The organism is Betaproteobacteria bacterium (assembly GCA_016720855.1).
Taxonomy (GTDB): domain Bacteria; phylum Pseudomonadota; class Gammaproteobacteria; order Burkholderiales; family Usitatibacteraceae; genus FEB-7.
The window spans coordinates 263,399-289,149 of the sequence record JADKJU010000003.1; the positions used below are offsets into that span (position 1 = coordinate 263,399).

The 25,751-nt window shown below is 66.1% G+C and carries 24 protein-coding genes and 1 tRNA gene; 6 read left to right on the plus strand and 19 right to left on the minus strand.

Translation table 11 applies throughout. The annotated features are described in order from the left end of the window. Positions 1 to 47: 47 nt before the first annotated feature. The 3 genes from IPP91_14850 to IPP91_14860 form a co-directional block, all read right to left on the minus strand. Positions 48 to 1,331 (minus strand): acetyl-CoA C-acetyltransferase, encoded by a 1,284-nt coding sequence (locus IPP91_14850; GenBank protein MBL0143344.1) that lies wholly within the window; start codon positions 1,329 to 1,331, stop codon positions 48 to 50. Then, the gene (locus tag IPP91_14855; GenBank protein MBL0143345.1) at positions 1,307 to 3,769 is read right to left on the minus strand and encodes an acyl-CoA dehydrogenase; all 2,463 of its coding nucleotides are present in this window, start codon (positions 3,767 to 3,769) and stop codon (positions 1,307 to 1,309) included. The genes IPP91_14850 and IPP91_14855 overlap by 25 nt, the downstream gene beginning before the upstream one ends. A gap of 78 nt (positions 3,770 to 3,847) precedes the next feature. Next, a complete protein-coding gene (locus IPP91_14860; GenBank protein MBL0143346.1) occupies positions 3,848 to 4,525 on the minus strand; it encodes a TetR family transcriptional regulator in 678 nt (225 codons plus the stop codon). A 183-nt stretch (positions 4,526 to 4,708) separates the two neighbouring features. Between IPP91_14860 and IPP91_14865 the strand changes: the two genes are divergently transcribed. Next, positions 4,709 to 5,503, plus strand: coding sequence for a trypsin-like serine protease (locus tag IPP91_14865; GenBank protein ID MBL0143347.1), 795 nt, complete (start codon positions 4,709 to 4,711; stop codon positions 5,501 to 5,503). Between the two features lie 4 nt (positions 5,504 to 5,507). Here IPP91_14865 and IPP91_14870 read toward each other — a convergent pair whose 3' ends face one another. The 9 genes from IPP91_14870 to IPP91_14910 form a co-directional block, all read right to left on the minus strand. Further along, positions 5,508 to 6,788, minus strand: coding sequence for an O-acetylhomoserine aminocarboxypropyltransferase/cysteine synthase (locus IPP91_14870; protein ID MBL0143348.1), 1,281 nt, complete (start codon positions 6,786 to 6,788; stop codon positions 5,508 to 5,510). A 3-nt stretch (positions 6,789 to 6,791) separates the two neighbouring features. Continuing rightward, positions 6,792 to 7,787: an SPFH/Band 7/PHB domain protein gene (locus tag IPP91_14875; GenBank protein MBL0143349.1), complete on the minus strand. Its 996-nt coding sequence runs from the start codon at positions 7,785 to 7,787 to the stop codon at positions 6,792 to 6,794. A 26-nt stretch (positions 7,788 to 7,813) separates the two neighbouring features. Then, on the minus strand, positions 7,814 to 8,248 hold the full coding sequence (locus IPP91_14880; GenBank protein MBL0143350.1) for an NfeD family protein: 435 nt from the start codon (positions 8,246 to 8,248) through the stop codon (positions 7,814 to 7,816). 71 nt (positions 8,249 to 8,319) lie between these two features. Further along, positions 8,320 to 8,778, minus strand: a complete 459-nt coding sequence (locus IPP91_14885; GenBank protein ID MBL0143351.1) for a CoA-binding protein — start codon at positions 8,776 to 8,778, stop codon at positions 8,320 to 8,322. 110 nt (positions 8,779 to 8,888) lie between these two features. Further along, positions 8,889 to 11,042 carry a serine/threonine protein kinase gene (locus tag IPP91_14890; protein ID MBL0143352.1) on the minus strand — a complete coding sequence of 718 codons (2,154 nt, stop codon included), beginning with the start codon at positions 11,040 to 11,042 and terminating at the stop codon, positions 8,889 to 8,891. A 177-nt stretch (positions 11,043 to 11,219) separates the two neighbouring features. After that, on the minus strand, positions 11,220 to 13,457 hold the full coding sequence (locus IPP91_14895) for an MtrB/PioB family decaheme-associated outer membrane protein (protein MBL0143353.1): 2,238 nt from the start codon (positions 13,455 to 13,457) through the stop codon (positions 11,220 to 11,222). 13 nt (positions 13,458 to 13,470) lie between these two features. Then, the gene (locus tag IPP91_14900; protein ID MBL0143354.1) at positions 13,471 to 14,421 is read right to left on the minus strand and encodes a DmsE family decaheme c-type cytochrome; all 951 of its coding nucleotides are present in this window, start codon (positions 14,419 to 14,421) and stop codon (positions 13,471 to 13,473) included. A gap of 319 nt (positions 14,422 to 14,740) precedes the next feature. Continuing rightward, a complete protein-coding gene (locus tag IPP91_14905) occupies positions 14,741 to 14,917 on the minus strand; it encodes a hypothetical protein (protein MBL0143355.1) in 177 nt (58 codons plus the stop codon). A gap of 474 nt (positions 14,918 to 15,391) precedes the next feature. Continuing rightward, a tRNA-Ile gene (locus IPP91_14910) sits at positions 15,392 to 15,468 on the minus strand. Between the two features lie 317 nt (positions 15,469 to 15,785). On the opposite strand from IPP91_14910, the gene IPP91_14915 reads away from it, so the two are divergent. The 4 genes from IPP91_14915 to IPP91_14930 all read left to right on the plus strand — a co-directional run bounded on the left by IPP91_14915 (position 15,786) and on the right by IPP91_14930 (position 17,692). Further along, positions 15,786 to 16,136: a c-type cytochrome gene (locus IPP91_14915; GenBank protein ID MBL0143356.1), complete on the plus strand. Its 351-nt coding sequence runs from the start codon at positions 15,786 to 15,788 to the stop codon at positions 16,134 to 16,136. A gap of 88 nt (positions 16,137 to 16,224) precedes the next feature. Continuing rightward, the gene (locus tag IPP91_14920; protein MBL0143357.1) at positions 16,225 to 16,830 is read left to right on the plus strand and encodes a NapC/NirT family cytochrome c; all 606 of its coding nucleotides are present in this window, start codon (positions 16,225 to 16,227) and stop codon (positions 16,828 to 16,830) included. Between the two features lie 39 nt (positions 16,831 to 16,869). Beyond that, positions 16,870 to 17,007, plus strand: coding sequence for a hypothetical protein (locus tag IPP91_14925; protein ID MBL0143358.1), 138 nt, complete (start codon positions 16,870 to 16,872; stop codon positions 17,005 to 17,007). Positions 17,008 to 17,374: 367 nt separating this feature from the next. Then, complete coding sequence (locus IPP91_14930) at positions 17,375 to 17,692, plus strand: class I cytochrome c (protein ID MBL0143359.1); 318 nt, start codon at positions 17,375 to 17,377, stop codon at positions 17,690 to 17,692. Positions 17,693 to 17,755: 63 nt separating this feature from the next. On the opposite strand, the gene rpoD is transcribed toward IPP91_14930, so the two are convergent. From rpoD to IPP91_14950, 4 genes are all read right to left on the minus strand, one after another. After that, on the minus strand, positions 17,756 to 20,104 hold the full coding sequence (gene rpoD, locus IPP91_14935; protein ID MBL0143360.1) for an RNA polymerase sigma factor RpoD: 2,349 nt from the start codon (positions 20,102 to 20,104) through the stop codon (positions 17,756 to 17,758). Positions 20,105 to 20,145: 41 nt separating this feature from the next. Continuing rightward, on the minus strand, positions 20,146 to 21,963 hold the full coding sequence (locus IPP91_14940; protein ID MBL0143361.1) for a DNA primase: 1,818 nt from the start codon (positions 21,961 to 21,963) through the stop codon (positions 20,146 to 20,148). A 75-nt stretch (positions 21,964 to 22,038) separates the two neighbouring features. Next, entirely contained in the window at positions 22,039 to 22,485 is a 447-nt protein-coding gene (locus IPP91_14945; protein ID MBL0143362.1) for a GatB/YqeY domain-containing protein, read from the minus strand. Positions 22,486 to 22,562: 77 nt separating this feature from the next. After that, positions 22,563 to 22,775, minus strand: a complete 213-nt coding sequence (locus IPP91_14950; protein MBL0143363.1) for a 30S ribosomal protein S21 — start codon at positions 22,773 to 22,775, stop codon at positions 22,563 to 22,565. Positions 22,776 to 22,864: 89 nt separating this feature from the next. Here IPP91_14950 and tsaD point away from each other — a divergent pair, with 89 nt between their 5' ends. After that, complete coding sequence (gene tsaD, locus IPP91_14955) at positions 22,865 to 23,878, plus strand: tRNA (adenosine(37)-N6)-threonylcarbamoyltransferase complex transferase subunit TsaD (GenBank protein ID MBL0143364.1); 1,014 nt, start codon at positions 22,865 to 22,867, stop codon at positions 23,876 to 23,878. On the opposite strand, the gene IPP91_14960 is transcribed toward tsaD, so the two are convergent. The 3 genes from IPP91_14960 to IPP91_14970 are packed head-to-tail and all read right to left on the minus strand — an operon-like array spanning position 23,875 to position 25,748. Further along, positions 23,875 to 24,465 (minus strand): DUF4124 domain-containing protein, encoded by a 591-nt coding sequence (locus tag IPP91_14960; protein MBL0143365.1) that lies wholly within the window; start codon positions 24,463 to 24,465, stop codon positions 23,875 to 23,877. The two genes, tsaD and IPP91_14960, sit on opposite strands and share 4 nt — an antisense overlap. Continuing rightward, on the minus strand, positions 24,458 to 24,973 hold the full coding sequence (locus IPP91_14965) for a hypothetical protein (protein ID MBL0143366.1): 516 nt from the start codon (positions 24,971 to 24,973) through the stop codon (positions 24,458 to 24,460). The genes IPP91_14960 and IPP91_14965 overlap by 8 nt, the downstream gene beginning before the upstream one ends. Before the next feature lie 10 nt (positions 24,974 to 24,983). Further along, positions 24,984 to 25,748, minus strand: coding sequence for a HesA/MoeB/ThiF family protein (locus IPP91_14970; GenBank protein MBL0143367.1), 765 nt, complete (start codon positions 25,746 to 25,748; stop codon positions 24,984 to 24,986). Between the last annotated feature and the right edge of the window lie 3 nt (positions 25,749 to 25,751).

The following is a 25,751-nucleotide window of genomic DNA, read 5'->3' on the forward strand; positions in this document are numbered from 1 at the left end:
AAGGGGACAGACCCCCTTTTCCGGAAAAGGGGTCTGTCCCACTTTTTCTACGGTCGTTCGAGGAGCATGGCGCCGCCCTGGCCACCACCGATGCATAGGGACGCCACGGCACGCCGTCCGCCGGTTCTTTCGAGCACCTTCAGGGCGTGCAGCACCACGCGAGCGCCCGAGGCGCCGATCGGGTGCCCGAGCGCGATGGCGCCGCCATCGACATTCAGCTTGCCGCGGTCGAGCCTGCCGAAAGCGCGGTCGAGCCCGAAATGCTGCTTGCAGTATTCGTCGCTCTCCCAGGCGCCCAGGCAGCCCAGCACCTGCGCGGCGAAAGCTTCGTTCACTTCCACGCAATCGATGTCGTCCCAGCCGAGCCGGTTTTTCTGCAGCATCGGCGTGATGGCGTGCACGGGCCCGAGCCCCATCTCCGCAGGATCGAGCGCGCCCCAGTTCGCATCGACCACGCGGCCCAGGCTCGTGAGCCCGTACTCGTCCACGACCTCCTCCGCCGCGAGGATGAGCATCGCCGCGCCATCGGTGATCTGCGAGCTGTTGCCGGGGGTTACGCTGCCGTACGTGCGGTCGAAGACGGGCTTGAGCTTCGCGAGCTTCTCGACGGCGGAATCGCGCCGCAGCCCGTCGTCCGTCGCGTATATCGTGCCGTCCGGCCCATAGATGGGCTCGATCTCGGCGAGGTGCCCGTTGTCCTGGGCGTAGGCGAGCCGGCGGTGCGACTCCACGGCGAACTCGTCCATCATCTGGCGCGTGATGCCGAAGCGCTTCGCGACGATTTCCGCCGTCGAGCCCATGGAGAGGTTCACCACCGGGTCCGTGAGGCCGCGAAGGATGGCGATCACCGGGGCCAGGTTGGCCAGCCGGAACTTCGCCGCCGTGGCCGCCTTCCGCCCGAAGGACTTCGCGCCATACCAGTCGGCCAGCCAGTTCACCATCGCCGGGCCGAAGAGGAGCGGCGCATGGCTCATGGCGTCCGTGCCGCCCGCGAGCACCAGGCTCGAGCGTCCGGCCTGGATGTTCATGCAGGCGCTGTCGATCGCCTGCATCCCAGAGGCGCAATTGCGCATCACCGTCCAGGCCGGCACCTTGTCCCCGCAACCGAGCCGTAGCGACACCACGCGGCCGATGTTGGCCTCGTCCGCCGACGGCATGGCCGCCCCCACGATCACCTCGTCGAACGCGGTGGCATCGAAGGGCTGGCGGGCGATGAGGGGGCGGCCTGCGGCGACCGCCAGGTCGGAGCCGGTGAAGGGACCGAGCCCCTTCTTCGCCTTGAGGAACGGGGTGCGGGTCCCGTCGACTACATGGACACGGCGCGCGGCCATGGGGCTTTCTCCTGGGTCGGTTGCCGGGACAGGTCGGTCGGGAAGTCGTCCACCATGATCACCTCGCGCTTCAACCGGTCGCTGCGCACGAGGTGCTCGAACTCCGCCAGCGTGATGATGCCGTTCTTCACCGCGGCGTCGCGCCGCTCGTTGGCCGTGCGCTGCGGGAGCTTGCCTTCCTTCTGCGCGGCGCGGATCTTCGCCTCGATGGGATCGGCCTTGATGACCGCTTCCATGGCGAATTCCAGCCGCCCGAGGATGTCGTCTTCCTTCCTCGGCAGGTAGATGCCGCCCGTGAGGCGATCGCGCGCCGCGCCCGGCTCGATGAGGATTCTCGCCACGCGGGAGACCCACTTGTCGTGCGGTGCGGTGAGCGTGAGCCCCTTCGGGAAAGCGAGGCGGCGAAGCACCCACGCGATCGGCCGGTTCGGGAAGTTCGCGAGCACGCCGTCCATGGCCACCTGGAGCTTGAACGAGCTGTCGTACATGGCCCAGGTGAGCAGCGGCAGGTCCTCCTTGGGGCAGCCGTCGTCATGGAAGCGCTTCACGGTGGCCGACATCATGTAGAGGTGGGAAAGGATGTCGCCCAGCCGCGCCGAGAGCATCTCCTTCCTCTTGAGGCTGCCGCCGATCACGAACATGGACATGTCCGCGAGCAGCGCGAAAGCGGACGAGAAGCGCGTGAGGATCTGCAGGTAGCGCCGCGTCTCGGGCGCGCCGGGCACCGGGATGCCCTTGCCGCCCGTCAGGCCGAGCCACAGCGCACGGGCCGCGTTCGAAACGGTGAACGACACATGCCCCCAGAACGCGTGGTCGAAGGCCGGGAGGTCGTTGGCCCCCGCGGCGCGCATTTCCTTCAGCACCCACGGATGACAGCGGATGGCCCCCTGCCCGAAGATGATGAGGGAACGCGTGAGGATGTTGGCGCCCTCCACCGTGATGGCGATCGGTACCGTCTGGTAGGCGCGGCCGAGGTAGTTGCCGGGGCCCATGCAGATGCCCTTGCCGCCGTGCACGTCCATCGCGTCGTTGATGACCGAGCGCATGCGTTCGGTCATGTGGAACTTGCAGATGGCGGATACGACGCTGGGCTTCTCGCCCATGTCGAGAGCGGTCATGGTCATGCGGCGCATGCCGTCCATGAGGTAGGTCGTGCCGCCGATTCGCGCGAGCGGCTCCTCGATGCCTTCGAACCGACCGATCGGCGTCTTGAACTGCGAGCGGATGCGCGCGTACGCGCCCGTGGCGCGCGTGCTGATCTTTCCGGCGGCCATCGACATGGACGGCAGCGAGATCGAGCGTCCCGCGGCCAGGCACTCCATGAGCATCTTCCAGCCGGTCCCGACCTGGGCCTTGCCGCCGATCACCCAGTCGAGCGGGATGAAGACGTCCTTGCCCGTCGTGGGCCCGTTCATGAACGCGCACCCCAGAGGATTGTGGCGGCGCCCCGTGTCCACGCCGTTGTGCGAGGTGGGGATCAATGCAAGCGTGATGCCGATGTCCTCCTTGCCTCCCAGGAGCTTTTCCGGGTCGTAGAGCTTGAAGGCCAGACCCAGCAGCGTCGCCACCGGCGCGAGCGTGATGTAGCGCTTCTCCCAGGTGAGGCGGATGCCCAGGGTTTCCTTGCCCTCGTGCATTGCCTTGCACACGATGCCGAAGTCCGGGATCGAGGCGGCGTCGGATCCGGCCTCCGGGCTCGTGAGCGCGAAGCAGGGTATCTCCTGCCCCTTCGCGAGCCGCGGCAGGTAGTAGTTCTTCTGCTGCTCGGTGCCGTAGTGGATCAGCAGTTCGGCCGGCCCGAGGGAATTGGGCACCATCACCGTCACCGCCGCGGCGCCGCTGCGCGTCGAGATCTTGGTGACGATTTCCGAGTGCGCGAATGCGGAGAAGCCGAGCCCGCCGAAGGACTTCGGAACGATGATTCCGAAGAATCCCTTGTCGGCAATGAACTTCCACGTTTCCGGCGTGAGGTCCATGCGCTCGTGGTTGATATCCCACTCGTCGAGCATGGCGCAGAGTTCCTCGACGGGACCGTCCATGAACGCCTGTTCCTCGGCGGTCAGCTTCGCGACCGGGTAGGCGAGCATCTTCTTCCAGTCGGGCTTGCCGGAGAACAGGTCGGCGTCCCACCAGACGCTGCCGGCGTTCAGCGCCTCCTCCTCCGTCTGCGACATCTGCGGCAGCACGCTCTTGAACAGCCCGAGGAGCGGGCTCGTCACGACCGACCGGCGTATCGGCTTCGCCACCGAAAGGATCGCGAACAGGGCGACCGCGATCCACGCGGCCCAGACCAGGACGACGGGGGCAGCCGTGAGCCAGGCAAGGCAAGCGGCACCGGCGACCAGCGCCACCGACCACACGAGGGCATTGGCCTCGTGATAGGCGAGCGCCCAGATGATGGCGATCACCGCCAGGACCGACAGGATGATGGGCAACATGGTCATTCTCCTTCCCGAAAAAACCCTCCCGCGAAGCGGTCGGGCGTGGTTTGCCTTCGCCCCGGACCGGGGTCGACTCTAGTCGCCCGAGGCCAGCTCGAGCTTCTTCGCATCTCCAAGCGGCGCCTTGAGGCCGGCCGCCAGGAACGGCGCCAGGCGCTGCAGCAGCAATTCGTCGTTGTCTTCCTCGTGCGTGAGCACCTGCATCATGAGCTTGAGGGAATCGGTGCCCGCCAGCGTGTAGGAAAGGGCGCCCATGACGAAGTGCAGGCGCCAGGTGAGTTCCTGGCGCGTGAGGTGCGGCAGCGCCTTCAGGAACGCATCCTTGAAGCGCGCGATCATCTCGGCGTACTGCGCCGAAAGGAAATTGCGGATGAAGGGGGCGGGGTCGGCATACGCGCGGCCCAGCACGCGCAGGAAGTTCTTGCCTCCGCGTTTCTCGTCGCGAGCAAGCCTGAGGGCGGGGATGAGCATCGCCGAAAGGATCTTTTCGCACGTCAGCGGCCGGTTGCCGGCCTCGCGACCATAGCGCTCGAGGAGGTCGATGCGCTCCTGGTTCATCGGGTCCAGCCGGCGGGTGAGCACGGCCTGGAAGAGCTCTTCCTTGGTGCCGAAGTGGTAGTTCACCGCCGCGAGGTTCACGCCGGCCGCCGTGGTGAGCTGCCTCAGGCTCGTCGCCTCGAAGCCGTGCTCCGTGAAAAGCGATTCCGCCGCGTCCAGGATGCGGGATTTGGTGTCCTGCGACAGGGCATCCATCGCAGGCGTTCGGCGGGCGGGGCGGGGCGAAGGCATCGGGTAAGGCTCCCGGTAACGGGGAATGCGCATCCGGACCGTGTCAAACGCACGATTCAAACGCTCGTTTGAAACCATCCTAGGGCCGCGGTCGAACCCTTGTCAAATGCCGCCACGCCCCGCCATCGGCTACACTCCCGCCGCACCATGAACCGACCCTTCGCCCTTGCCACCGCGCTAGCCGCTGTCATCGTCGCCTTTCCCGTTGGCGCGATCCTCATCCGACCCGACCGGGACGACGAGGAATACCGGGAACTGGCCACCCGCTACCCATCAGCGCTTGCCCTGTCCGCCTCGGGAGGCGCCGGTGTGCTCATCGCGCCGCGCTGGGTCCTCACGACCGCGCGCCAGGCGAAGGCGCTGGACGGAAAGAATCCCTCGCTGCGAATCGGCAGTCGCGACCACGCGATCCAGGAGATCTTCGTTCACCCCGACTGGAAACCCGGAGCCGAGGCCGACGTCGCGCTCCTCTACCTGCGCGAATCGGTCCAGGACATCGAGCCCACGCCGATCTACCGGGACAGCGACGAGGACGGACGGACGGCCCGCATCGTGGGATTCGGGGAGACCGGCCGCATCGGCACGAAGCCTGCCGCCCCCGCCGACCGCCGTGCCCGCGCGGCCGTCAACACCGTCGATCGCGTGGCGCCCCGCACGCTGGGCCTTCGCATCAAGCCGCCGGAAGACGCGTCCGACCTGCAGGGTGCGGCCGCGCCGGGGGATGGCGGTGCGCCTGCCTTTTTCGAGATCGACGGGCGCATCCTCGTGGGCGGCCTTTACTGCGCGACCGAGGACACGAACGGCGACGGCATCTTCGGCAACATCGGCGACAGTGAACGCTATACACGCGTATCCGCGTTCGCCGAATGGATCCAGGTCACGGCAGGCAAGGCGGCGGCCGACGAGGCCGCGGCGGCCGTCGGCGACACCGAACGCCGCTAGTCGGTCAGGCGCGCGAGAGCGCCTGGTCTAGGTCCCAGAGGATATCGTCGAGCGTTTCCAGGCCGATCGACAGGCGCACCATGTCCGGCGGGACGCCCGCCTTCACCTGGTCGGCTTCGGAGAGCTGGCGGTGCGTGGTCGAGGCGGGGTGGATCACGAGCGACTTCGCGTCCCCGATGTTGGCAAGGTGGCTCACGAACTGCAGCCCCTCGATGAATTTCACGCCCGCCGCGAACCCTCCGCGGATCCCGAAGGAGAGCAGCGCTCCGGCGCCCTTGGGCATGTAGCGACTGGTGAGCGCGTGGTACCTGTTGTCGGGAAGGCCGGGATAGTTCACCCACGCGACTTTCGGGTGCCCTTGCAGGAAGTTCGCGACCCCCATCGTGTTGGCGCAGTGCCGGTCCATGCGAACCGGGAGCGTCTCCAGCCCCTGCAGCAGCAGCCAGGCGTTGAAGGGTGCGATGGCGGGGCCGAAGACACGCAGGATCTCCATGCGCGCCTTCATCGTGTAGCCGAAGTCGCCGAAGGTCTCGTAGAAGCGCACGCCGTGGTAGCCGGCCGAGGGTTCCGTCATCGACGGGAACCGTCCGTTATCCCAGGGGAACTTCCCGCTCTCCACCACCACGCCGCCCATCGTCGTGCCGTGTCCGCCGATGAACTTGGTGGCCGAGTGCACGACGATATCCGCCCCGTGCTTCAGGGGCTGGCAGAGGTAGGGCGAGGCCGCGGTATTGTCCACGACGAACGGCACCCCGGCCTCGCGCGCAATGGCGCCCACCGCGGCGATGTCCACCATGTTGATGGCGGGGTTCCCCAGCGTCTCGGAGAAGATGGCCTTCGTGTTCGGACGGATCGCGCGGCGGAAGTTCTCCGGGTCGTCGGGATCGACCAGGGTCGCCTCGATGCCGAGCTTCGGGAAATTGACCACGAACATCGTGTACGTGCCGCCGTAGAGTTTCGAGGACGACACGATGTGGTCGCCCGCCTGGCAGATGTTGAGAAGCGCCACGATCCCGGCGGCCTGGCCCGAGGCGGTGGCCACCGCTGCGCGCCCGTCCTCCAGGGCCGCCATGCGCTCCTCGAACATCGCGGTCGTGGGGTTCGACAGGCGCGTATAGACGTTGCCGAACGTCTGCAGGTTGAACAGGCTCGCCGCGTGGTCGGCGCTGTCGAAGACGAAGGACGTCGTCTGGTAGATGGGCGCCGCGCGCGCCCCCGTCTGCGCGTCGGGGATCTGGCCCGCGTGCAGCGCGAGCGTCTCGAAGCCGAACTCGCGATCCGCCATCGGCTACTTCGGCGCGTCCGAGGACTTCTTCGTCCTGTCGAGCACCGTCATCGCGGTCGAGACAAAGGTGGAAATGTCGGTGAGGTTCGCAGGCACGATCAGCGTGTTGCCGGTCTTCGCGAGGCCCGCGAAGGCCTCGACGTACTTCTCCGCGACCTTGAGGTTCGCGGCCAGCATACCGCCCTCGGCATTGATGGCGACCGCCACCTGGCGCACCGCGTTCGCCGTCGCTTCCGCCACGGTCGTGAGCGCGAGTGCCTCGCCCTGCGCCTTGTTGATGGCGGCCGTCCTGTCGCCCTCGGACTGCAGCACCTTCGCCTGCTTGGCGCCGTCGGCGATGTTGATCTCCTGCTGGCGCTGGCCTTCGCTCTTGGCGATAAGGGCGCGCTTCTCGCGCTCGGCCGTGATCTGCGCCTGCATCGAGCGCAGGATCGCTTCCGGCGGCGTGAGGGTCTTTACCTCGTAGCGCAGCACCTTGATCCCCCAGGTGCGCCCCGCCTCGTCCAGCACGGAGACGACCATGTGGTTGATCTCGCTGCGGCTCTCGAAGGTCTTGTCGAGCTCCATCTTGCCCACTTCGCTGCGCAGCGCCGTCTGCGCGAGCTGCGAGATCGCGAGCACGTAGTCCGAGGAGCCATAGGAGGCGAGCTTCGGGTCCGAGACCTGGTAGTAGATGATTCCGTCCACCGCGAGCTGCGTGTTGTCCTTGGTGATGCAGACCTGCTCGGGAATGTCCAGCGGCACCTCCTTGAGCGAGTGCCGGTAGGCCACGCGGTCGATGAAAGGCACGATCACATTGAGGCCGGGAGGCAGCACCGCGTGAAACTTGCCCAGGCGCTCGATCACCCAGGCCTGCTGCTGGGGCACGACACGGATGCCCTCGACGATGAGCACCACGATCATCGCGACCAGGAAGGTGGCGACGGTGATGCCGACGCTTTGCGTGAGGAATGCGGCGGCGATCGCGACGATGGCGGCGACGAGTACCTTCCAGAACATGGTGGTCTCCCAGGTTTTCGGTTCGTTCACTTCGGAGGCGGTGCGGTGCCCACGAGGAGCGTGCTGCCGTCCTGCCCGTTGATGATGAGCGTTTCGCCCGGTTCGACGTTCGCTTCCGATGCGACCCGTGCGTCCCACGTCGTGCCACGGTACTTCACCCGGGCCGTCCTCGAACCCGCATCGACCCACGACTCCAGGACCACCGGCTGGCCGAAGTCGAGAAAGTTGTCGTTCACGCTACCCGGCCGGTGCGCGCGGTGCCAGCGGTTCACGAGCCACGTACCCACCAGCGCCACTGCGCACGCGCCGATCGCCTGCGTGAGGAAGGCCCCGCCCGCCCAGGCGACCGCGGCACCCGCGAAGGCGCCCACGCCGATCACCAGCAGGTGGAAGGTCCCGGTCAGGAGCTCGATTGTCACCAGCGCGAAGGCGGCGATGATCCAGACGAGATAGGGTTCCATGGCTTCCTCGGTCAAAGGGTCGGCAAGCGAAGGCCCATTCTACGGTTGGCGGGTGAACGCGGCGCGCAGATTCAGGCAGGGCGCTTCGCGGAAATCACCTTCGTGTTGACGCCCGCCCAGCCCAGCCCGCCGAAAAGCCGTCCGTGCTCGATCTTGAGGCAGCGATCCTCCACGACCTCCAGGCCGGCGGCCTCGGCGCTCCGGCGGGCCGCTTCGCTCTTCACGCCGAGCTGCATCCAGAGCACCTTCGCGCCGATCGCAGCCGCCTCGACGGCCAGCGCGGGGATCTCCTCGCTTCGGCGAAAGCAGTCCACGATGTCGATCTTCTCCGGGATGTCGCGAAGCGACGGGTAGCATTTCTCGCCCAGGACGCTGTCATACAGCGGGTTCACGGGGATGACGCGGTATCCGTGTTCCTGCATATACTTCGCGGCGAAATAGCTGGGCCGGTACCAGTTGGCCGAGAGCCCGACCACCGCGATGGTGCGGTTGTCGCGCAGGATGCGGCGCAGTTTGGCGATGTCGTCCATGGAAGGGCGTGCAGTCTTGATTCCAGGCAATTCTACTCGCCTGCGAATCGAATCCCGGCTCCTCGCCGCAGTCGGCCGCTGCCCTGACCGACTGAAGGGCAACGTGCTGCTCAGGAAGTCTCGGGCGCCGTTGCGGTCGCCAGCGAAGCCTCCGCGCCCCACCGCGACCACCAATCGCGCGCTTCCTCCTCGCGCCAGGGCCGCTGCCGCGCGACCTCCGCCAGCACGGCCGCCACTTCCGCGATGGAGCCCGGCCTTTCCTCTCGATCCTTGGCGAGGCATCGCGCCACGAGGGCCACGAGGACGGCCGGAGCATCCTGCACCCCGAATTCCGCGATCGAGGGCGCCGGGAGGTTCAGCACCTGGTACACGAGATCGTGATCGCTCTTCGTGTCGAACACGCGACGGCCCGTGAGGATGAAGAAGGCGACAGCGCCCAGCGCGTAGATGTCGGCCCGCGCATCGGCGTCGGCCGGGTTGCGAAGGCGCTCCGGCGCCATGTAGAGCGGCGTGCCCAGCACGCGCGCGAACTGCGTGATGTCGCGCGTATGCGCGTTCTGGAGTTCCTTCACCAGGCCGAAGTCGAGCACCTTCACCACGTCGACTTCACCGCCGTGGCGGCAGAGCATGAGGTTGTGGGGCTTCACGTCACGGTGAACCAGCCCGCGTTCGTGGGCCTCCTTGAGCGACCCGCAGACCTGCCGCAGGGCGTGCACGGTGCGTGACACCGGAAGGCGTCCTTCCTTCTGCACCAGGTCCTCGAGCGACAGGCCTTCGAGGTACTCCATGGCGTAGTAGAAGGTGCCGTCGCGCGTGCGGCCGTAGTCGTAGATCTCGATCGTGTTGGGATGCGACAGCCGGCTGCAAAGCTGCACTTCGCGCTCGAAGCGGGTGACCATCTCGTCGGTGGCGAGCGCCGTCTTGAGCACCTTCACCGCCACCGGGCGCTTCAGGAAGGAGTGACGCGCAAGATAGACATGACTGATGCCGCCCTCCCCGATCTCGCGCTCAAGCGTGTACGGGCCTACCCTTCGCGCCTCGCGCAACTTCAGGCGCACGGCCCACACCGAGGACGAGATCGCGGCGAGCAGCGCCGCGACGAAGAATCCGAGCAGCGTCCCGAACGCGATCTCGAGATATTTGAGGGGCGCGTAGGCCTCGGCCGCCTCGATCTCGACCGCGATGGCCATTTCCTTCTCCGGCAGCCATCGCCAGGCACCGATGACCTCCGCCCCGCGGTAGTCGCGGTAGGGCTCGATGACGGACCCCTCGTAGGGTCCGCCTGCGGCCGGCGCACCGATCGCTGCCTCCGCCAGGCGCGTAAGCGGCCATTCGGTCGATGGCATCGAGGGGCGGAATCCCGCCACGATATCTCCCCCGGGATCGCGCACGGGAATGCGCAGGATCCCCGACTCGTCGGCAGCGACCCTCCCGGCAAGGCGCAGGTCGCCCAGATAGCGGCTCTGCGTGAGCATCATCCCGTGGCCATCGAACGCGTACGCCTCGCGCGAGGACTGCGCCGACGTCAGGACGAGGAGCGAGCCGAAGCGCGCATCCGCCAGCCGCCCGAAGCCGAGCGCGGCAATCACCTCGCCTCCATCTCCACGGATCGGCGTCTCCACCCAGACGAGCGGCTTGTCGAACGGCATCTTGCCCGCCGTGCCCACGCGATCCAGTTCCAGGAAGGGCCGCACGAACACCGTTCGTCCCGCGAAGACAGGCGCCAGACGCCTGGCGAAATCCCCCTTCCCCACCGTGAGCCCGCAGTATTGCTCGTGCAGCGACGCGATGATCGCGCCATCCCGGCCGATGAGGTTCACGGCCACCACTTCCTCGAGGGCGACGAAGGGAGCGATCTGGGCCAGGAGCTTGCGGCGGGCGGGGGATCGGCACACGGCCGCGGCTTCCATGCCGCTTTGGGCGAGTCGCACCAGGGCCCCCGCCTCGCGTTGCACCGGCTCGTCGGCGGCCCAGCGCTCGGCGGCGCGCTTCTTCTCCTCGATCCACAGCGCGAGCGTCCCGGATTCGGCCTCGAGGAGGGCGGTCAGGCCCGCGGAGCGAACGTCGCGAAGCGAATCGCGCACCCGCCCGTAGGACCACCAGCCCATCGCCACGAGCGCCACGGAGACGATGAGCATGATGGCGACCAGGTTCCAGAACCGCTCGCGCGCCTCGTCGCCCGGCATGGCGCCGGGCGGGCGCAGGAGCACCGGCATGTTCTCCGGGATCTTGCGCAGGCCGGGGACGGGTTCGTGGGAGGACATCCGCGCATCATAACGGGGACGGGTATCGGGAACGTTCTCCGGAGCCGTGCCTCGAAGGAGGACTGTCCGGGCGGGAGAGCGCGGGCTTCAAAAAAAGAAGCAGGGCCGGAAATCCCGGCCCCGCCCTTGCTGCCTTACCCGACAGGCACGATCACGCGATCGTGCCGCGCGACGCCCTTACCACCTGTAGGTATAGGTCGCCCCGGCGAAGAACACGTTCTGGTTTTCCTTGGCGTAGACCGTCGTGTTGTCGGAATAGCGGAACGCATTGCCGTTCCACTGCCAGGTCCACTCGTTGAACTTCGACTGCTCGTAGCCGAGGAGGACGCGGACCATCGACTTCTTGTCCAGGTCGTAGTCGCCCATCAGCTTGAAGCGAAGCAGCTTGTACGACACATCAGGCACCCCACCCGTGGCGGCCAGGAAGGTGACGTTGGCGGCGGAAGCCGAATTGTCGAGTTCCTGCGGATACTCCACCTTGTCGTTCGTGTAGACCAGGTCCGCGGTAAGCCGCAGGCGATCCGAAGCCTTGCCCTTCAGGCCGAAACCCAGCGATGTGTTCGTATCCTTCGCCTTCATGATGTAGCCGGTCGAGTGGGCGACGTTGTAGCTTGAATCACCCCAGGAGGCATATCCCGTCAGGTTCCAGTCGTCCGACACGCGATAATTGCCGTCGAGGCTGTACGTGCTCATGCCCGTCTTGCTCGCACCCTTCTCGGTCGGCCCTGTGTACTTGTCCTGCCCTTCCTCGGCCAGGAACTGCACCGAGAGCTGGTCGGACGGCATCCAGTTCACCATCCCCTTGATCTTGTCGCGCTTACGATCCTCGAAGAGGGTCGGGAAGATGCCCGTGCGGTTATAGATGCAGTTGCTGATGGCAGGCGCCGCCGGCGGGACGCAAGCCGGATCGTCGTTGGCTTCGATGGTGCCGCGGCCCTGCGCGAGGGAGAGGGGTTTCTCCCAGGGAGAATCGCCTTCCCGCTTGCTGTACACGTAGGAAATGAAGCCGTTGAGCGACTCGGACATGCTCTTGCGCAGTTCGAGCCGGTAGCCCTGTTCCTTCAGGTCCTGCTTCAACCCCGAGAGACCCGCGACGCTGGACGTCTGCGTGAATTCGCCGTGGTCCACCTTGTCCCAGTCGAGTCCCAGCGTTGCGCGGTAGTCGCCCGGGAAGAGGTAGCTGCCTTCCAGCTTGAGGTTGTCCTTGCTCTTCGTGGAGGGGCTGTTCGTGAACGTGGTCGTGGCCGGGGCGCCCTCGATGTTGTAGTTCGCGACCGGCGTATTGTCTTCCCTCTTCTCGTAGCGGTAGTTGGCGAGCAACGACACCTTGGGCATCGGCCTCGAGGTGATGCCAACCTGCGCCACGGTCGTGTTCATCTCCCCGCCGAGATTGCTCACGCCGGGAGGCGTCTGGGAGAAACCCGCCGCCCCGAAGTCCTCGTTCTGCGTCGCGTGCGTGTAGGCGTACTTGAAGTTCGCGACCGTCGAGGTCGAGAACCGGTAGTTACCCAGCAGGTAGAGCTGGTTCGCCTGAGTGTCGGGGTTCAGGGCCATCGGCAGGCCCATGGTCGCGCGCAGGCCCGAATCGATGGACACCGGCGCGCCGAGCGGGTTGATGATCGTGCTCGGGACGGTATTCGTCAGGTTCGAGTTGCGGTTGATGTAGTAGTTGCCGTAATAGCCGGCGGTCAGCAGCAGGCCGCCCTTGGCGTAGGTCAGCTTGGCTTCGGCCTGGTTGATCGTCGAATCGATCGGCTCGGGCAGCAACAGCAGGGCCCATTGCGTGGTGCTGGTGGCGCAGCTGCCCGCGGTTACCCAAGTGGCGCTGCAAGCAAAGCCCCTGCCCCACGGGCGGGCGCCTTCCTTTTGCTCGCTCTTGATACTGGCCTCGAACTGCACGTCTCCGCCGAACCACTTCGAGCCGGCGAGGGTGATGCCCTTGCGGTGCTGGTCGAGGTTCACTTCCGCGCCCGTGCCGGGCGTCGCCAGGAGGACAGGGTTGGGCGTTGTCGTTCCCGCTCCTGTCATGCCCGTGTTGATGGTGTACGGCGAGTACCGGATGATCTCGTTGTAGTCCGCGACGATCTTCCAGTCGCCAAGCTTGCGCGTGGTGAAGTTCAGTTCGCGCGTGTCAAGAAAGAGGTTGCGGCCGTCGAACGACGTCCACAGCCCCGCGGCCGAGTCGCGATTGACCCAGGAAAAGTCGAGCAGGCCGTAACCGCTGTGCTCGCGAAGGTCGTTGTACAGGCCGAAGCGGGCGCGGTCAGCGCTGTCGCCGCTCACGTAGAGGCCACCGAGGCTCACCGAGCCTTGCGGAGCCGCGGCCTCCTGGGCATTTGCCTGACCGAAGGCAGACAGTACCGCGAGGGCGATAAGTGTCTGGGTGAATCCAAGACGCTGGGTAGACGTTTTCATGGTATTCGCCCTTTCAGCGGAACATGAACTGCGGCGTGGGATTGGTCGGGCTCGGGTTGTTGCCGCCATGGACCTGTGTGTGGCAGTTCGCGCAGCCGCGACCTTGCGTGTAGTTGACGCCATCCTTGCCGCCGGAAGTGGCGCTGCGGTTGTTGGCAGGTTGGCCGGGAACCCCCTGGCCGGTCACCTGGATGACGGCGCCGCCATGCGGCGTATGGCAGGAGTGGCACAGCATCGGCTGGCGCATCTTGAGCAGGCTGTCGACGACGGAGCCGTGCGGGCTGTGGCAGTTGCCGCAGTCTTCCTGGACCGGCTCGTGGTTATGCACGAAGGGCCCGCGCTTCTCGGCATGGCACTGGTAGCAGGTCTCGACCGTGGAATCCTTCTTCATGAGCTTCGGGCCGACCGAGCCGTGCGGGTTATGGCAATCGGAGCAGACCACCTTGCCTTCCTGCATGGGGTGGCGGGAGGGCCGGTTGTATTCCGCGCGCTGCGTCTTGTGGCAGGTGAAGCAGGCCTCGGGCTGGGTGAGCTTCGAGAGCATCCTGTCCTTGGCGGCGTGCACCGAGTGGCAGCTCGCGCAGGTCACGTCCCGGGTCTGGTGCGTGCTGCCATCCCAGTGGGAACGTTTGTTGTCGCTCTTGTGGCAGGCGACGCATGTCGCGACGCTGTCGGCGGCGGCCATGGTCTTCTTGCCGGGGTTCTTCATGGCGGACTTGCCACGGGTCTTGACGTGTTCCGCGGCGTCGCCGTGGCACGTCGAGCACTCGCCGGCATTGGCCGCGCCGCGCACATTGCCCTTCTGGCCGTGGATCGATTTCGCGTAGGAGGCGACCTCTTCCTCGTGACACTTCACGCAAGTGTCCGGACCGGGTCCGGCAGCCAATGCGTTGCCGATACCAAACAGGCCGATAACCAGCCCGCCGATACTGAACGCAACTAACTGTTTGATTTTAGAAGAGATTGTCACGTAAACCCCCTATTTTTTTCGTGAACTACAAGGCTTGCAGAAATCTGTTTCGTTCGGCTAATCCGTCGGGCACCGCATCTACTTACGCAACCGCCCTCCCGGTTACGGGAGTATTCGGGCAAGGTTACGCATTGACCTTTCGTCCGACTTGATTCTGATCAATCGGAAGAGACAATCCCGGCCAATCCGTCGCCAGCCACATGGCCAGCCGCCCGATCGCCTCGATACCGCGCTCGCGAGCCCAATCGATGACCGCCTGGGTGGTGACGTCGGGACGTTGTCGCCGCGGATCGCCCGGAGCTTGCCATGGATTTCAATCAGCTGGTCGAGGAATCGCGTCACGCGTGAGGCCGACCGCCACGTCGATTTCCAAGGCCCTGCGATCTGCCTCATCGATCACGTTGAGCATGCGGAAGATCCTGCCGCCGGTGAGCGCGTCTTGCATGAAGTCGAGCGCCCACATGACATTGATCCCGTTGGTCACGATCAAGGGCTGCCGCTCCCGTGTGGGAAGGCGCCTTTTGGTCAGCCGCCCGCGACAGCCGGGCCGCTTCGCAAGCGCGCGACACCGGAAGCTCCACTTCCTTGTTCATGATCCGGACTGCCCGGATGGCTCTGCGGAGTGCGAGCTTTCCTCTGCGAAGCGAAGGAAAGCGGTGGTGGGCCCGGCTGGATTCGAACCAGCGACCAAGGGATTATGGGACTGCCCCGATGGCCCTGCGGAGTGAGAGCTTTCCTCTGCGAAGCGAAGGGAAAGCGGTGGTGGGCCCGGCTGGATTCGAACCAGCGACCAAGGGATTATGGGACTGCCCCGATGGCCCTGCGGAGTGCGAGCTTTCCTCTGCGAAGCGAAGGAAAGCGGTGGTGGGCCCGGCTGGATTCGAACCAGCGACCAAGGGATTATGGGACTGCCCCGATGGCCCTGCGGAGTGCGAGCTTTCCTCTGCGAAGCGAAGGAAAGCGGTGGTGGGCCCGGCTGGATTCGAACCAGCGACCAAGGGATTATGAGTCCCCTGCTCTAACCGTCTGAGCTACAGGCCCGGGGTGACCATCTCTGGAACCCGCCTTGACGTGAAACAGGGATACCCCCCGGTGGGGTCCCTGGGCAGCGGTGTTCCGCGGGTGATTCTACCCTCGGGCAGGCGGCGCTCTCTCCCCGATGCGCGCCAGGTTGCGCGCGAGCGCGGCGGATTCGACTCGCATTGAGTCAACTTGACCTAGATCAAACGAGTGTCTCATGCATGAGTCGAAAGTCAAGCGCAATGCACCGCGCGGCAGTCCCGCCATTCCACGTGTGCCCGGTTCCCCGATGCTCCACGCAGCCAGGATCCACGATTGCAATCCGTCCCGGAGGACACATGAAGAAGATCACCCGAGCAAATGTCTTGGCTGCACTTTCGGCGGTGGCCGTCTGTTTCGCCGCTTCCGGCGAGGCGCAGGCTATCGATGCGGGCGGTGCCCAGGCACTTGCGCGGAAGAGCAACTGCTTCAAGTGCCATGCGCTCGACAAGAAGAAGGAGGCCGTTTCCTGGAAGGAAGTGGCCGCCAAGTACAAGGGCAAGCCCGAAGCCGAGGCGAAGCTGATCAAGCACATCACGACGGGGCCGAAGGTCAAGTTCGACGATGGCTCGGAAGAAGATCATCCGATCGTGAAGACCAAGGACCAGGGCGACATCAAGAACCTCATCGCCTGGATCCTGTCGATGTAGCCGCGGCACGCTGGGTTCCGGCGCCCGCATCCAGGCGCCGCGCCCCGTCTGAATCGCGCGCAATCCCCACAAATCTTCGGACGGGCCCATGAACGATCCCACGCCAATGCCATCCCGCTTGTCCCGGTTGCGCGACTTCTTCCTCCGGCCGTCGACCCTGTCGCTGACGGCAGTCGTCGCCATCGGCATGTTCTCGGGCCTGATCTTCTGGGGCGGATTCAACACCGGCATGGAGGCGACGAACACCCTGGAGTTCTGCACCGCCTGCCACGAGATGCGCGATACGGTGTATCAGGAATACAAGGAGACGGTTCACTACAAGAACCGCTCCGGCGTGCGCGCCATCTGCTCCGACTGCCACGTGCCCAAGGGCTGGGTGCACAAGTTCGTGCGCAAGATCCAGGCAAGCCAGGAGCTCTACGGCAAGTTCATCTCGGGGTCGATCGAAACGCCGGAGAAATTCGAGGCCGAGCGGATGGGGCTGGCGCAGCATGTCTGGGGTTCGATGAAGGCGAGCGATTCGCGCGAATGCCGCAACTGCCATTCCTGGGATGCCATGAATCCGAAGAAGCAGTCTCCCCGGGGACACAAGAAAATGGAGAAGGGGCTCAAGGAGGGGAAGACGTGCATCGATTGCCACAAGGGCATTGCCCACCTGCTGCCCAAGGAATACAAGGAAGAAGAGGAAGAGTGAAATTCATCCGGAGATGGTCTTGATCAAGGGGAGGGCGTGATGGCGACAGCGATCTGGACGGTACTCGCCGTCGGAGCACTGGGAGGAATTTTCGCGACCTGCGTGGTCGTCGTGGTCGCGGGCGTGCGCATGCTCGAGAACGCACTCGCAAAGCGCCGGCAGAATCCGGCGACATGAGAATCCCTTGCAGGTCCGATACCGGGAAACCAGTGAGGCCAACGTGAAATCAGCCGTGGAGCGGGGCCGGCCGGGGGCGCTGATTGCCTTGGCGCTGACGACGGGGATGCTGGCCGTTTCCCCGGACAGCGCCGCCCTCGACGTGATAGCGGCACAGAATCTCTCCCGACAGAGCGGCTGCCTGGAATGCCACAGCGTTTACCAGAAGAAGATCGGGCCGGCCTGGAAGGAGGTCGCCGCCAGGTACCACGGCGAGGCCGGCGCTTCACAGAGGCTGTACGCGCACGTCACGACGGGACGCAAGGCCAGGTTCGACGACGGTCACGAGGAGAGCCATCCGGTCGTCAAGACGAGCGACACGAAGCGGATCCAGAACCTCGTGGACTGGATACTCGCGCTGCCCGTCGCCGCCCCGGTCGACGCCAAGGCCGCTGAGACGCTCGCCCGCCAGAGTCGCTGCCTCAAGTGCCATGCGGTCGACAAGGCCAGGGAGGGCCCCGCGTGGAAAAGCGTCGCCGCCAAGTACCTCGGCAGCGTCGGCGCCGAGGACAAGCTCTACAAGCACGTCACGACGGGCCGCAAGGCGAGGTTCGCCGATGGCCACGAAGAAGACCATCCGGTCGTGAAGACACCGGACCCGGACCGCATCAACAACCTGGTCAACTGGATCCTGTCGCTCAGGTAGTTTCAAGAAGCGCAGGAAAGAAAAAAGCCCGCCGAAGCGGGCTTTTTCAACGGCGAGAGCGACTCAGCCGTCGCCTTCGAGGAAGCTGCGCAGCTTTTCCGAGCGCGACGGATGGCGAAGCTTTCTCAACGCCTTCGCCTCGATCTGGCGGATGCGCTCGCGCGTCACGTCGAACTGCTTGCCGACCTCTTCCAGCGTGTGGTCGGTATTCATCTCGATGCCGAAGCGCATGCGCAGTACCTTGGCCTCGCGAGGCGTGAGGGAATCGAGCACATCCTTGGTTGCGTCCCGCAAGCTGGCATAGAGCGCGGAGTCGGAAGGCGCGAGCCCGGCCTGGTCCTCGATGAAGTCGCCCAGGTGGGAGTCGTCGTCGTCGCCGATCGGCGTCTCCATGGAGATGGGTTCCTTGGAGATCTTGAGGATCTTGCGGATCTTCTCCTCGGGCATCTCCATCTTCACCGCCAGCGTGGCCGGGTCGGGCTCGTTGCCCGTCTCCTGGAGGATCTGGCGCGAGATGCGGTTCATCTTGTTGATCGTCTCGATCATGTGCACCGGGATGCGGATGGTGCGCGCCTGGTCGGCGATCGAGCGCGTGATGGCCTGCCGGATCCACCACGTGGCATAGGTCGAGAACTTGTAGCCGCGCCGGTATTCGAACTTGTCCACCGCCTTCATGAGGCCGATGTTGCCCTCCTGGATCAGGTCCAGGAACTGCAGGCCGCGGTTGGTGTACTTCTTGGCGATCGAGATCACCAGGCGCAGGTTGGCTTCGATCATCTCGCGCTTGGCGCGGCGGGCCTTGGCCTCGCCCGTGGACATCTGGCGGGCGATCTCCTTCAGGTCCTTGATCGGGATGCCGACTTCCTTCTGCAGGCTGATGAGCGATTCCTGCTGCTCGACGATGGCGGGCTTGAAACGCTCCAGCGCCTTGGAGAACGCCCGGCCGGCGACGATTTCCTCCGCCACCCACTTGGTGTTGGTCTCGTTGCCCGGGAAGACCTTGATGAAGTGCTGCCGCGGCATGCTGGCGTTGCGGGTGCAAAGATCCATGATCTCGCGCTCGTGGCCGCGCACGCGCTCGACCAGGTGGCGAAGCCCGCTGCACAGGTGCTCGACCTGCTTGGCGGTGAACCGGACCATGAGGAGCTCCGCGGAGATGGATTCCTGCAGGTCCTTGTAGGCGCGCGAGCGATATCCCTTCTCCGCGAGGATCTTGCGCATCTTCTTGAACAGGCGCCGGATCTTGTTGAAGTGCACCAGGGAGTCGTTCTTGAGCTGCTCGAGGTCGGCGCTCGCCATGTCGGCGTCTTCCTCGCCTTCGTCCTCCTCGATCTCCTCGAGCTCCTCTTCCTCGCTCATCTCCTCGCCGACGATGTCCGCGCCGTCGGCGTCCACCAGCCCGTCAACCAGCTCGTCGATGCGCATCTCGTCCTTCTCGACCATCTCCGCGAGGCGAAGGATCTCCTCGATCGTGGTCGGGCAGGACGAGATGGCCTGGATCATGTGCTTCAGGCCGTCCTCGATGCGCTTGGCGATCTCGATCTCGCCTTCGCGCGTGAGCAGTTCCACGGAGCCCATCTCGCGCATGTACATGCGAACGGGGTCCGTGGTCCGGCCGAATTCCGAATCAACGGTGAGGGAAAGGGCTTCCTCGGCTTCCTCGACCACATCCTCGTCCGCGACGGGGTTCGTCGCCGCCTCGGTGAGGAGCAGCGTCTCCACATCCGGGGCATGGTCGTACACGAGGATGCCCATGTCGGCGAGCATCGTGACCACGCCTTCGATCTGCTCGGCGTCGGTCATCTCGTCGGGCAGGTGGTCGTTGATCTCGGCGTACGTGAGGTAGCCGCGCTCCTTGCCCAGGACGATGAGGTTCTTCAGGCGCTTCTTCTGCGCCTCGACCTCCGCGAGCTTCACCTCGGCCCGCTGCTCCTTGCCGGCGGTCCTCAGCAGGTCTTTCGCCTTCGACGACTTGCCTTTTGCCGGAATCGTGGTCTTGGGCGCGATTGCCACTTTCGGCGGCACCGCGCCCTTCGGCGGGACTGCGGTCCCCGGCGCGGCTGAGGCCTTCGCCGGAACCGCGACCTTTGCCGGGACCGCAACCTTCGCCGGAACGGCGGCGTTCGGCAGGGCCTTGGCCTTCGAGAAAGCAGCGGCTTTCGCCGGCCCCTTCGCCTTCGACACCATGGCGGCCTTCGCCGGCCCCTTCGCCTTCGACACCATGGCGGCCTTCGCCGGCCCCTTCGCCTTCGATACCATGGCGGCCTTCGTCGGCGCCTTCGCCTTCGACAAAACGACAGCCTTCGCAGGCACTTTGGCCTTCGAGGCAACGGTGGCCTTCGCCGGGACTTTGGCCTTCGCCGCCGGGACTTTGGTCTTGTGCTGGTCTTTGCTGGAGGACTTCACGCGCATCTCCGGAAGGGGCAAGTCGTTGGAGAAAACCGCCTATTTTATCACTGTTTAGGTGGCATTTCGAGGGCAGAGTTCACCCCTTTTGCAGCAGCCTGCCGGTCCTTGAGCCCGGACAGCTCGACCTTTTCCGCCTCCGAAAGCCCGCCGGCCATGGACCGGGCCTCGAGCTCGGACTTGCGGCGCTCGGAGCGCTGCAGCCCCAGCTTGTCCTGCAAGCCGGCCAATTCGGCCGCCAGGTCCAGGTCCGCCTCCGGAACCTCGTCCAGGATGCTGGCATCCCGGATGGCTGCGTGAAGCGCCGGTCCGTGCTCGGAATTCTCGAAGTGGGCCATGGCCTGCCCCAGGGTGAGGCCCGCGTCACCCTCCCGGGCAAAGGCGAGAACTGCGTGCAAGGCACGGCCCTCCGCGGTGCTTTCGGCCACCAGATCCGGATCGACCGATCGGGCCAGGTCGGGCTTGCGCAGCACCCGCTGCAGGATCTGCGCCTCGAGGGAGTGCGCCCGGCGCACCACCCGGGCCGGCGGTGCATGTCGAATCCGACCCGACTCCCGGGGGGGTAGGTATCCCGGAATTTCGCCCGGATCCAGGCCCGCCATCTCGGCCATCCGCTTGCGGATCATCGCGCCCAGCGCCGGCGCCTCGATCTGAGAAACCAGGGGCCTGGCCTGGGCAAGGAACCGGGCCCGGCCCTCCTCGGTGCCCATGTCCACTTTCGACGCGATTTCGGAAAGGAGGAATTGCGACAGCGGCTTCGCGCCGGCCAGCGCCTCGAGGAAGGCCTCCTTGCCCACGCGCCGCACGAAGGTATCGGGGTCGTCCTCGGATGGCAGGAAGAGGAAGGCCACGGACTTGCCGTCCGCCAGCACCGGAAGCGACACCTCGAGCGCCTTCCACGCTGCCTTGCGTCCCGCGTTGTCCCCGTCGAAGCAGAACACGACGCTGTCGGCGGTCCTCAGGAGCTTGGCCAGATGCATCGGCGTGGTCGCGGTTCCCAGCGTGGCCACCGCGTTCTCCACCCCGTGCTGGGCGAGCGCCACGACATCCATGTAGCCCTCGACGACGATGACGAGGTCGTTGTCGCGGATCGCGCGCCGCGCCTGCCAGAGCCCGTAGAGCTCGCGGCCCTTCTCGAAAAGCGGCGTCTCGGGAGAGTTCAGGTACTTGGGCTCGCCTTCGCCGATGATCCTGCCGCCGAAGCCGATCACGCTGCCGCGGGAATCGAGGATCGGAAACATGACGCGCCCCCGGAAGCGATCGTAGCGCCGGCTTTTCTTCGCCGGCTCGCCGTCCTGGCCCTCGCCGCCCTCCGAGTCGATGACGAGGCCCGTGTCCTTCATCTCTACCGCCTCGTAATCCGCGAACACGCCCTTGAGCGACTGCCAGGCGTCCGGCGCGTAGCCCAATCCGAACCGGGCCGCGATCTCGCCGGTCAAACCGCGGCGCTTGAGGTACTCGACCGCTTCGGAGGATTTCCGGAGCTCGGCGCGGTAGTAATTGAGCGCCTCCATCATCCGGTCGGCGAGTCCCTTGGCCTGCGCGGCCGCGGGCCGGCCCGGGAGGCCGCCGCGAACCTCGGGAACCTCCATGCCGACCTGCTGCGCGAGTTCCCGAATGGCATCCGGATAAGGCAGACCCGAGTACTCCATCACGAAGCCGATGGCGTTCCCGTGCGCGCCGCAGCCGAAGCAGTGGTAGAACTGCTTCGAGGGGCTCACGTTGAAGGACGGCGTCTTCTCGTCGTGGAACGGGCAGCAGGCCTTGTAGTTGGCACCGGCCTTCTTCAGCCGCACGTGACGGTCGATCACATCCACGATATCGACGCGGCCGAGGAGCGACTGGATGAAATCCTGCGGGATCATGCGGGTAGGGTCGGTCCCGGTCCCTGTACGAATCGATTTCCCGCGGGCGGGCGGGAACACCGGCCTTGCGGCGGTTCAGCCTGCCAGCTTCGCCTTCACCAGCGCCGACACGCGGCCCATGTCCGCGCGGCCGGCCATCCGGGGCTTCACGATCGCCATCACCTTGCCCATGTCCGAGGGCGCCGTGGCCCCGGCGGCGGCCACCGCCGCGGCGATGATCGCGTCGATCTCGATGTCGGGCAACTGCTGGGGAAGGTACGCCTGCAGGATGGCCATCTCCCGCTTCTCGACATCGGCCAGGTCCTGGCGCCCCGCCTGCTCATACTGGGTGATGGAGTCCTTGCGCTGCTTGAGCATCCTCTCGATGACCGCAACGACGTCCGCGTCACCGAGCGTGATCCGCTCGTCCACCTCGCGCTGCTTCATGGCCGCGGTGAGCAGGCGCAGCGTGCCGAGGCGTTCGGCCTCGCGCGCCTTCATGGCCGTCTTCACGTCGTCGATGATCCTGTCGCGCAGCAGCATGGGTGCCTTTGCCGGAAACGACCGCGGCGAGCGGGGCGCTCGGGCCCGGCTCGCCGCGAAGAAATGACTGGGGCCGGTCAGTACAGCTTCGGCGGGAGCATCTGCGAGCGCATGCGCTTGTAGCGGCGCTTCACGGCGGCCGCGTGCTTGCGCTTGCGTTCGGCCGTGGGCTTCTCGTAGAACTCGCGAGCGCGCAGTTCGGTGAGGAGGCCCGTCTTCTCGATCGCGCGCTTGAAGCGGCGCAAAGCGACGTCGAAAGGCTCGTTTTCCTTGAGGCGAATGGTCGGCATGTCTGGGTTCCGGGTGGGACAGCGCTGAAAACCCTGCATAATATCAAAGTTTTGCATCCCTGAAAAGGCGCTTCTGGCGCCGCTCCGACGTGCTGACCCTCGGCATCGAAACCTCCTGCGACGAGACCGGTATCGCGCTCTATGACAGCGAGCGCGGCGTGCTGGGCGACGCCCTGCATTCCCAGGTCGATCTGCACGCCCTGTACGGCGGCGTGGTGCCTGAACTCGCCTCCCGCGACCATATCCGTCGGGTGGTGCCGCTGGCCCGCGAGGCGCTGGCGCAGGCCGGGTGCACCCTGGGGGACGTGGACCTCATCGCCTATACCGAGGGGCCGGGGCTCGCCGGCGCCCTCCTGGTGGGCGCCTCGGTGGCTGCGGGATTGGGCATCGCGCTCGGCAAGCCCGTGGTCGGCATCCATCATCTCGAGGGTCACCTCCTGTCGCCGCTCCTCGCCGATCCCGGGCCGGCGTTTCCCTTCGTCGCGCTGCTCGTCTCCGGCGGGCATACGCAACTCATGGCCGTGGAAGGCGTGGGCCGCTACGAGTTGCTGGGCGAAACGGTGGACGACGCGGCCGGCGAGGCCTTCGACAAGACCGCGAGCCTGCTGGGATTGGCGTATCCCGGGGGCCCGGCGCTTGCGAAACTGGCGCTCGAAGGCGATGCAAGGCGTTTTGCGTTCCCGCGCCCGATGATCGCAAGCGACGGGCTCGATTTCAGCTTCAGCGGCTTGAAGACAGCCGCCCTGCTCTGCGTGCGCAAGCATCCGCTCGACGACCGGACACGGGCCGACATTGCCGCCTCGTTCCAGGCCGCGGTCGTCGATGTGCTGGTCGCCAAGTGCCTTCGCGCCCTCGAGGCGACCGGCATGGGGCGCCTGGTCGTTGCCGGAGGAGTCGGCGCCAACACCGCGCTACGCGAAAGGCTCGTTCGCGAAACGGCCCGCACGGGCGCCACGGCGTTCTTCCCGCCCCCGCAACTGTGCACCGACAACGGCGCCATGATCGCGTTCGCCGCCTCGCTGCGCCATCGGAACTCTCCCGAGGGTTCGGCGAGTTTCCCGGTCCGGCCCCGGTGGGACCTGGCCGACATCACCAGGCCCTAGTCCGTTCCCCGGCGATAGGCGCGCTCGGCGAGCGCCAGTTCCTCTTCGGCCACCTTGAGTTCATCCTCGAGCTTCTTCTGGCGCTCGTAGAACGCATCGAGCGGTACCCGGGTCGGGCAATTGAGCGACGGAACGCCACTGGGGTCGTTGGCGGCGAAACAATTGGGATTGGGCGGATTCTCGCCCGCCTTGAGCGGCGGGTAGCGATGCTGGACGGTCTGGAGCTCCTCGGGCAAGGGCTCACTGCCTCCGGCCAGCGCCTTTCTCGCGGCATCCACGCGCGCCTGCGCCGCGCGCAGTTTCCTGTCCAGATCCTCCCGGGCAAGGCGGCGGGTTTCGCCGATGCCGCCGGCAGTTCCGGCGCGCGGCGGGTTTTCGCCTGGCTTGGCCCCGGGAACGATATTGGAGGCGGTATCGGGCTCGAGCCGCGTCACCGTGCCGTCGTAGTTCTTCGGCTCCTTGTCCGAGTACGTGACCCTGCCCTGCCGGTCCACCAGCTTGTAGAGGACCTGTGCCCAGGCGGGTGTGGCCAGCATCACGGCCAGCGCCAGCAGCAGCGCGCCGCGCAACGCGGAGCGCTCAATCAATGGCAGCCTGCCGGGCGGCTTTGCGGGCGCTCTCATACACGGCTTCCGCATTCTTCACCGCGTCGTCTAGCGACTTGATGCGCGCGTGATAGGCATCGGTCCGCTCCGGGCGCGCGCCGCCGCCTTTCTTGCCGAGCCACTTCAGCTCGTCCTCCAGCGGTTCCTCCCCCTCCTTGCGCGCCTTCTTCGCCGTCTCGAGGTTCTCGAGGGCGCGAGCGAGTTCCGCATCGGACTTCACCCGCTTCAACTGCGGATCGCTGAGGGGCAGCAGCACGGGAGGCGAGGATGCCCCCACGGTCGTGAGGGTGGCACGATTGGCATTGAGATCGACCTCGATCCGCGTCACCGTCCCTTCGAAATCCTTGAGCGGCGCCTTGTCGGCGTAGGTGATCTTGCCCTTCTTGTCGATGAGCTTCCAGACGACCTGCTTGTCCATGTCGGCCAAGGCGGACGTGGCCGCGAGGAGCGAGGGCAGGAGGATCGCAAGCAGGCGGGCGGGCTTCGTCATCGATATTCTCCTAGGCGGCTGCCGCGCGCGGCTCGCCGCAGACGGCGCAACGGGGATCACGGGAAAGGCGCACTTCGTGCCAGCGCGTGGCGCGCGCATCGAACAGCAGGAGCCGGCCCGCAAGCGTTTCGCCCACGCCCGCCAGGAGCTTGATCGACTCCATCGCCTGCATCGTGCCGATCACGCCGACCAGGGGCGCGAACACGCCCATCGTGGCGCAGCGCTCTTCCTCTCCCGACGTGGCCGCGGGAAAGAGGCAGTGATAGCAGGCCGAATCGGCCTGCCGGTTGTCGAAGACGGCGACCTGCCCGTCGAAACGGATTCCGGCACCCGAGACCAGCGGCACCCGCGCCCGGACGCACGCTTCGTTGATGGCGTGGCGCGTGGCGAAATTGTCGGAGCAATCGAGAACCACGTCGGACTCGCGCGCCAGGGCAAGCAGGCGATCGGGCGCGAGGCGTTCGGGCAGGGCCACCAAGGCGATGTCCGGATTGATCGTCGCAAGCGTGCCCGTCGCGGACACCGCCTTGTTCATGCCAACGGCATCGACGCGATGCACGATCTGGCGCTGCAGGTTGGTGAGGTCCACCACGTCACCGTCCGCCACGGTGATCCGCCCCACCCCGCTCGAGGCGAGGTACAGGAGCGCGCCGGAACCCAGACCCCCGGCGCCGACGACCAGCGCCCGCGAGGCGAGCAGGCGTTCCTGGGATTCTTCGCCGAACCCGTCGAGCAGGAGGTGGCGGCTGTAGCGCAACCGCTGGCGGTCGTCCACGGC

Excerpts from the sequence above, each read along its gene's own strand:
- IPP91_14850 (MBL0143344.1), bottom strand. The coding sequence starts at position 1,331 with ATGGCCGCGCGCCGTGTCCATGTAGTCGACGGGACCCGCACCCCGTTC.
- IPP91_14855 (MBL0143345.1), bottom strand. The coding sequence starts at position 3,769 with ATGTTGCCCATCATCCTGTCGGTCCTGGCGGTGATCGCCATCATCTGG.
- IPP91_14860 (MBL0143346.1), bottom strand. The coding sequence starts at position 4,525 with ATGGATGCCCTGTCGCAGGACACCAAATCCCGCATCCTGGACGCGGCG.
- IPP91_14865 (MBL0143347.1), top strand. The coding sequence starts at position 4,709 with ATGAACCGACCCTTCGCCCTTGCCACCGCGCTAGCCGCTGTCATCGTC.
- IPP91_14870 (MBL0143348.1), bottom strand. The coding sequence starts at position 6,788 with ATGGCGGATCGCGAGTTCGGCTTCGAGACGCTCGCGCTGCACGCGGGC.
- IPP91_14875 (MBL0143349.1), bottom strand. The coding sequence starts at position 7,787 with ATGTTCTGGAAGGTACTCGTCGCCGCCATCGTCGCGATCGCCGCCGCA.
- IPP91_14880 (MBL0143350.1), bottom strand. The coding sequence starts at position 8,248 with ATGGAACCCTATCTCGTCTGGATCATCGCCGCCTTCGCGCTGGTGACA.
- IPP91_14885 (MBL0143351.1), bottom strand. The coding sequence starts at position 8,778 with ATGGACGACATCGCCAAACTGCGCCGCATCCTGCGCGACAACCGCACC.
- IPP91_14890 (MBL0143352.1), bottom strand. The coding sequence starts at position 11,042 with ATGTCCTCCCACGAACCCGTCCCCGGCCTGCGCAAGATCCCGGAGAAC.
- IPP91_14895 (MBL0143353.1), bottom strand. The coding sequence starts at position 13,457 with ATGAAAACGTCTACCCAGCGTCTTGGATTCACCCAGACACTTATCGCC.
- IPP91_14915 (MBL0143356.1), top strand. The coding sequence starts at position 15,786 with ATGAAGAAGATCACCCGAGCAAATGTCTTGGCTGCACTTTCGGCGGTG.
- IPP91_14920 (MBL0143357.1), top strand. The coding sequence starts at position 16,225 with ATGAACGATCCCACGCCAATGCCATCCCGCTTGTCCCGGTTGCGCGAC.
- IPP91_14925 (MBL0143358.1), top strand. The coding sequence starts at position 16,870 with ATGGCGACAGCGATCTGGACGGTACTCGCCGTCGGAGCACTGGGAGGA.
- rpoD (MBL0143360.1), bottom strand. The coding sequence starts at position 20,104 with ATGCGCGTGAAGTCCTCCAGCAAAGACCAGCACAAGACCAAAGTCCCG.
- IPP91_14940 (MBL0143361.1), bottom strand. The coding sequence starts at position 21,963 with ATGATCCCGCAGGATTTCATCCAGTCGCTCCTCGGCCGCGTCGATATC.
- IPP91_14945 (MBL0143362.1), bottom strand. The coding sequence starts at position 22,485 with ATGCTGCTGCGCGACAGGATCATCGACGACGTGAAGACGGCCATGAAG.
- IPP91_14950 (MBL0143363.1), bottom strand. The coding sequence starts at position 22,775 with ATGCCGACCATTCGCCTCAAGGAAAACGAGCCTTTCGACGTCGCTTTG.
- IPP91_14965 (MBL0143366.1), bottom strand. The coding sequence starts at position 24,973 with ATGACGAAGCCCGCCCGCCTGCTTGCGATCCTCCTGCCCTCGCTCCTC.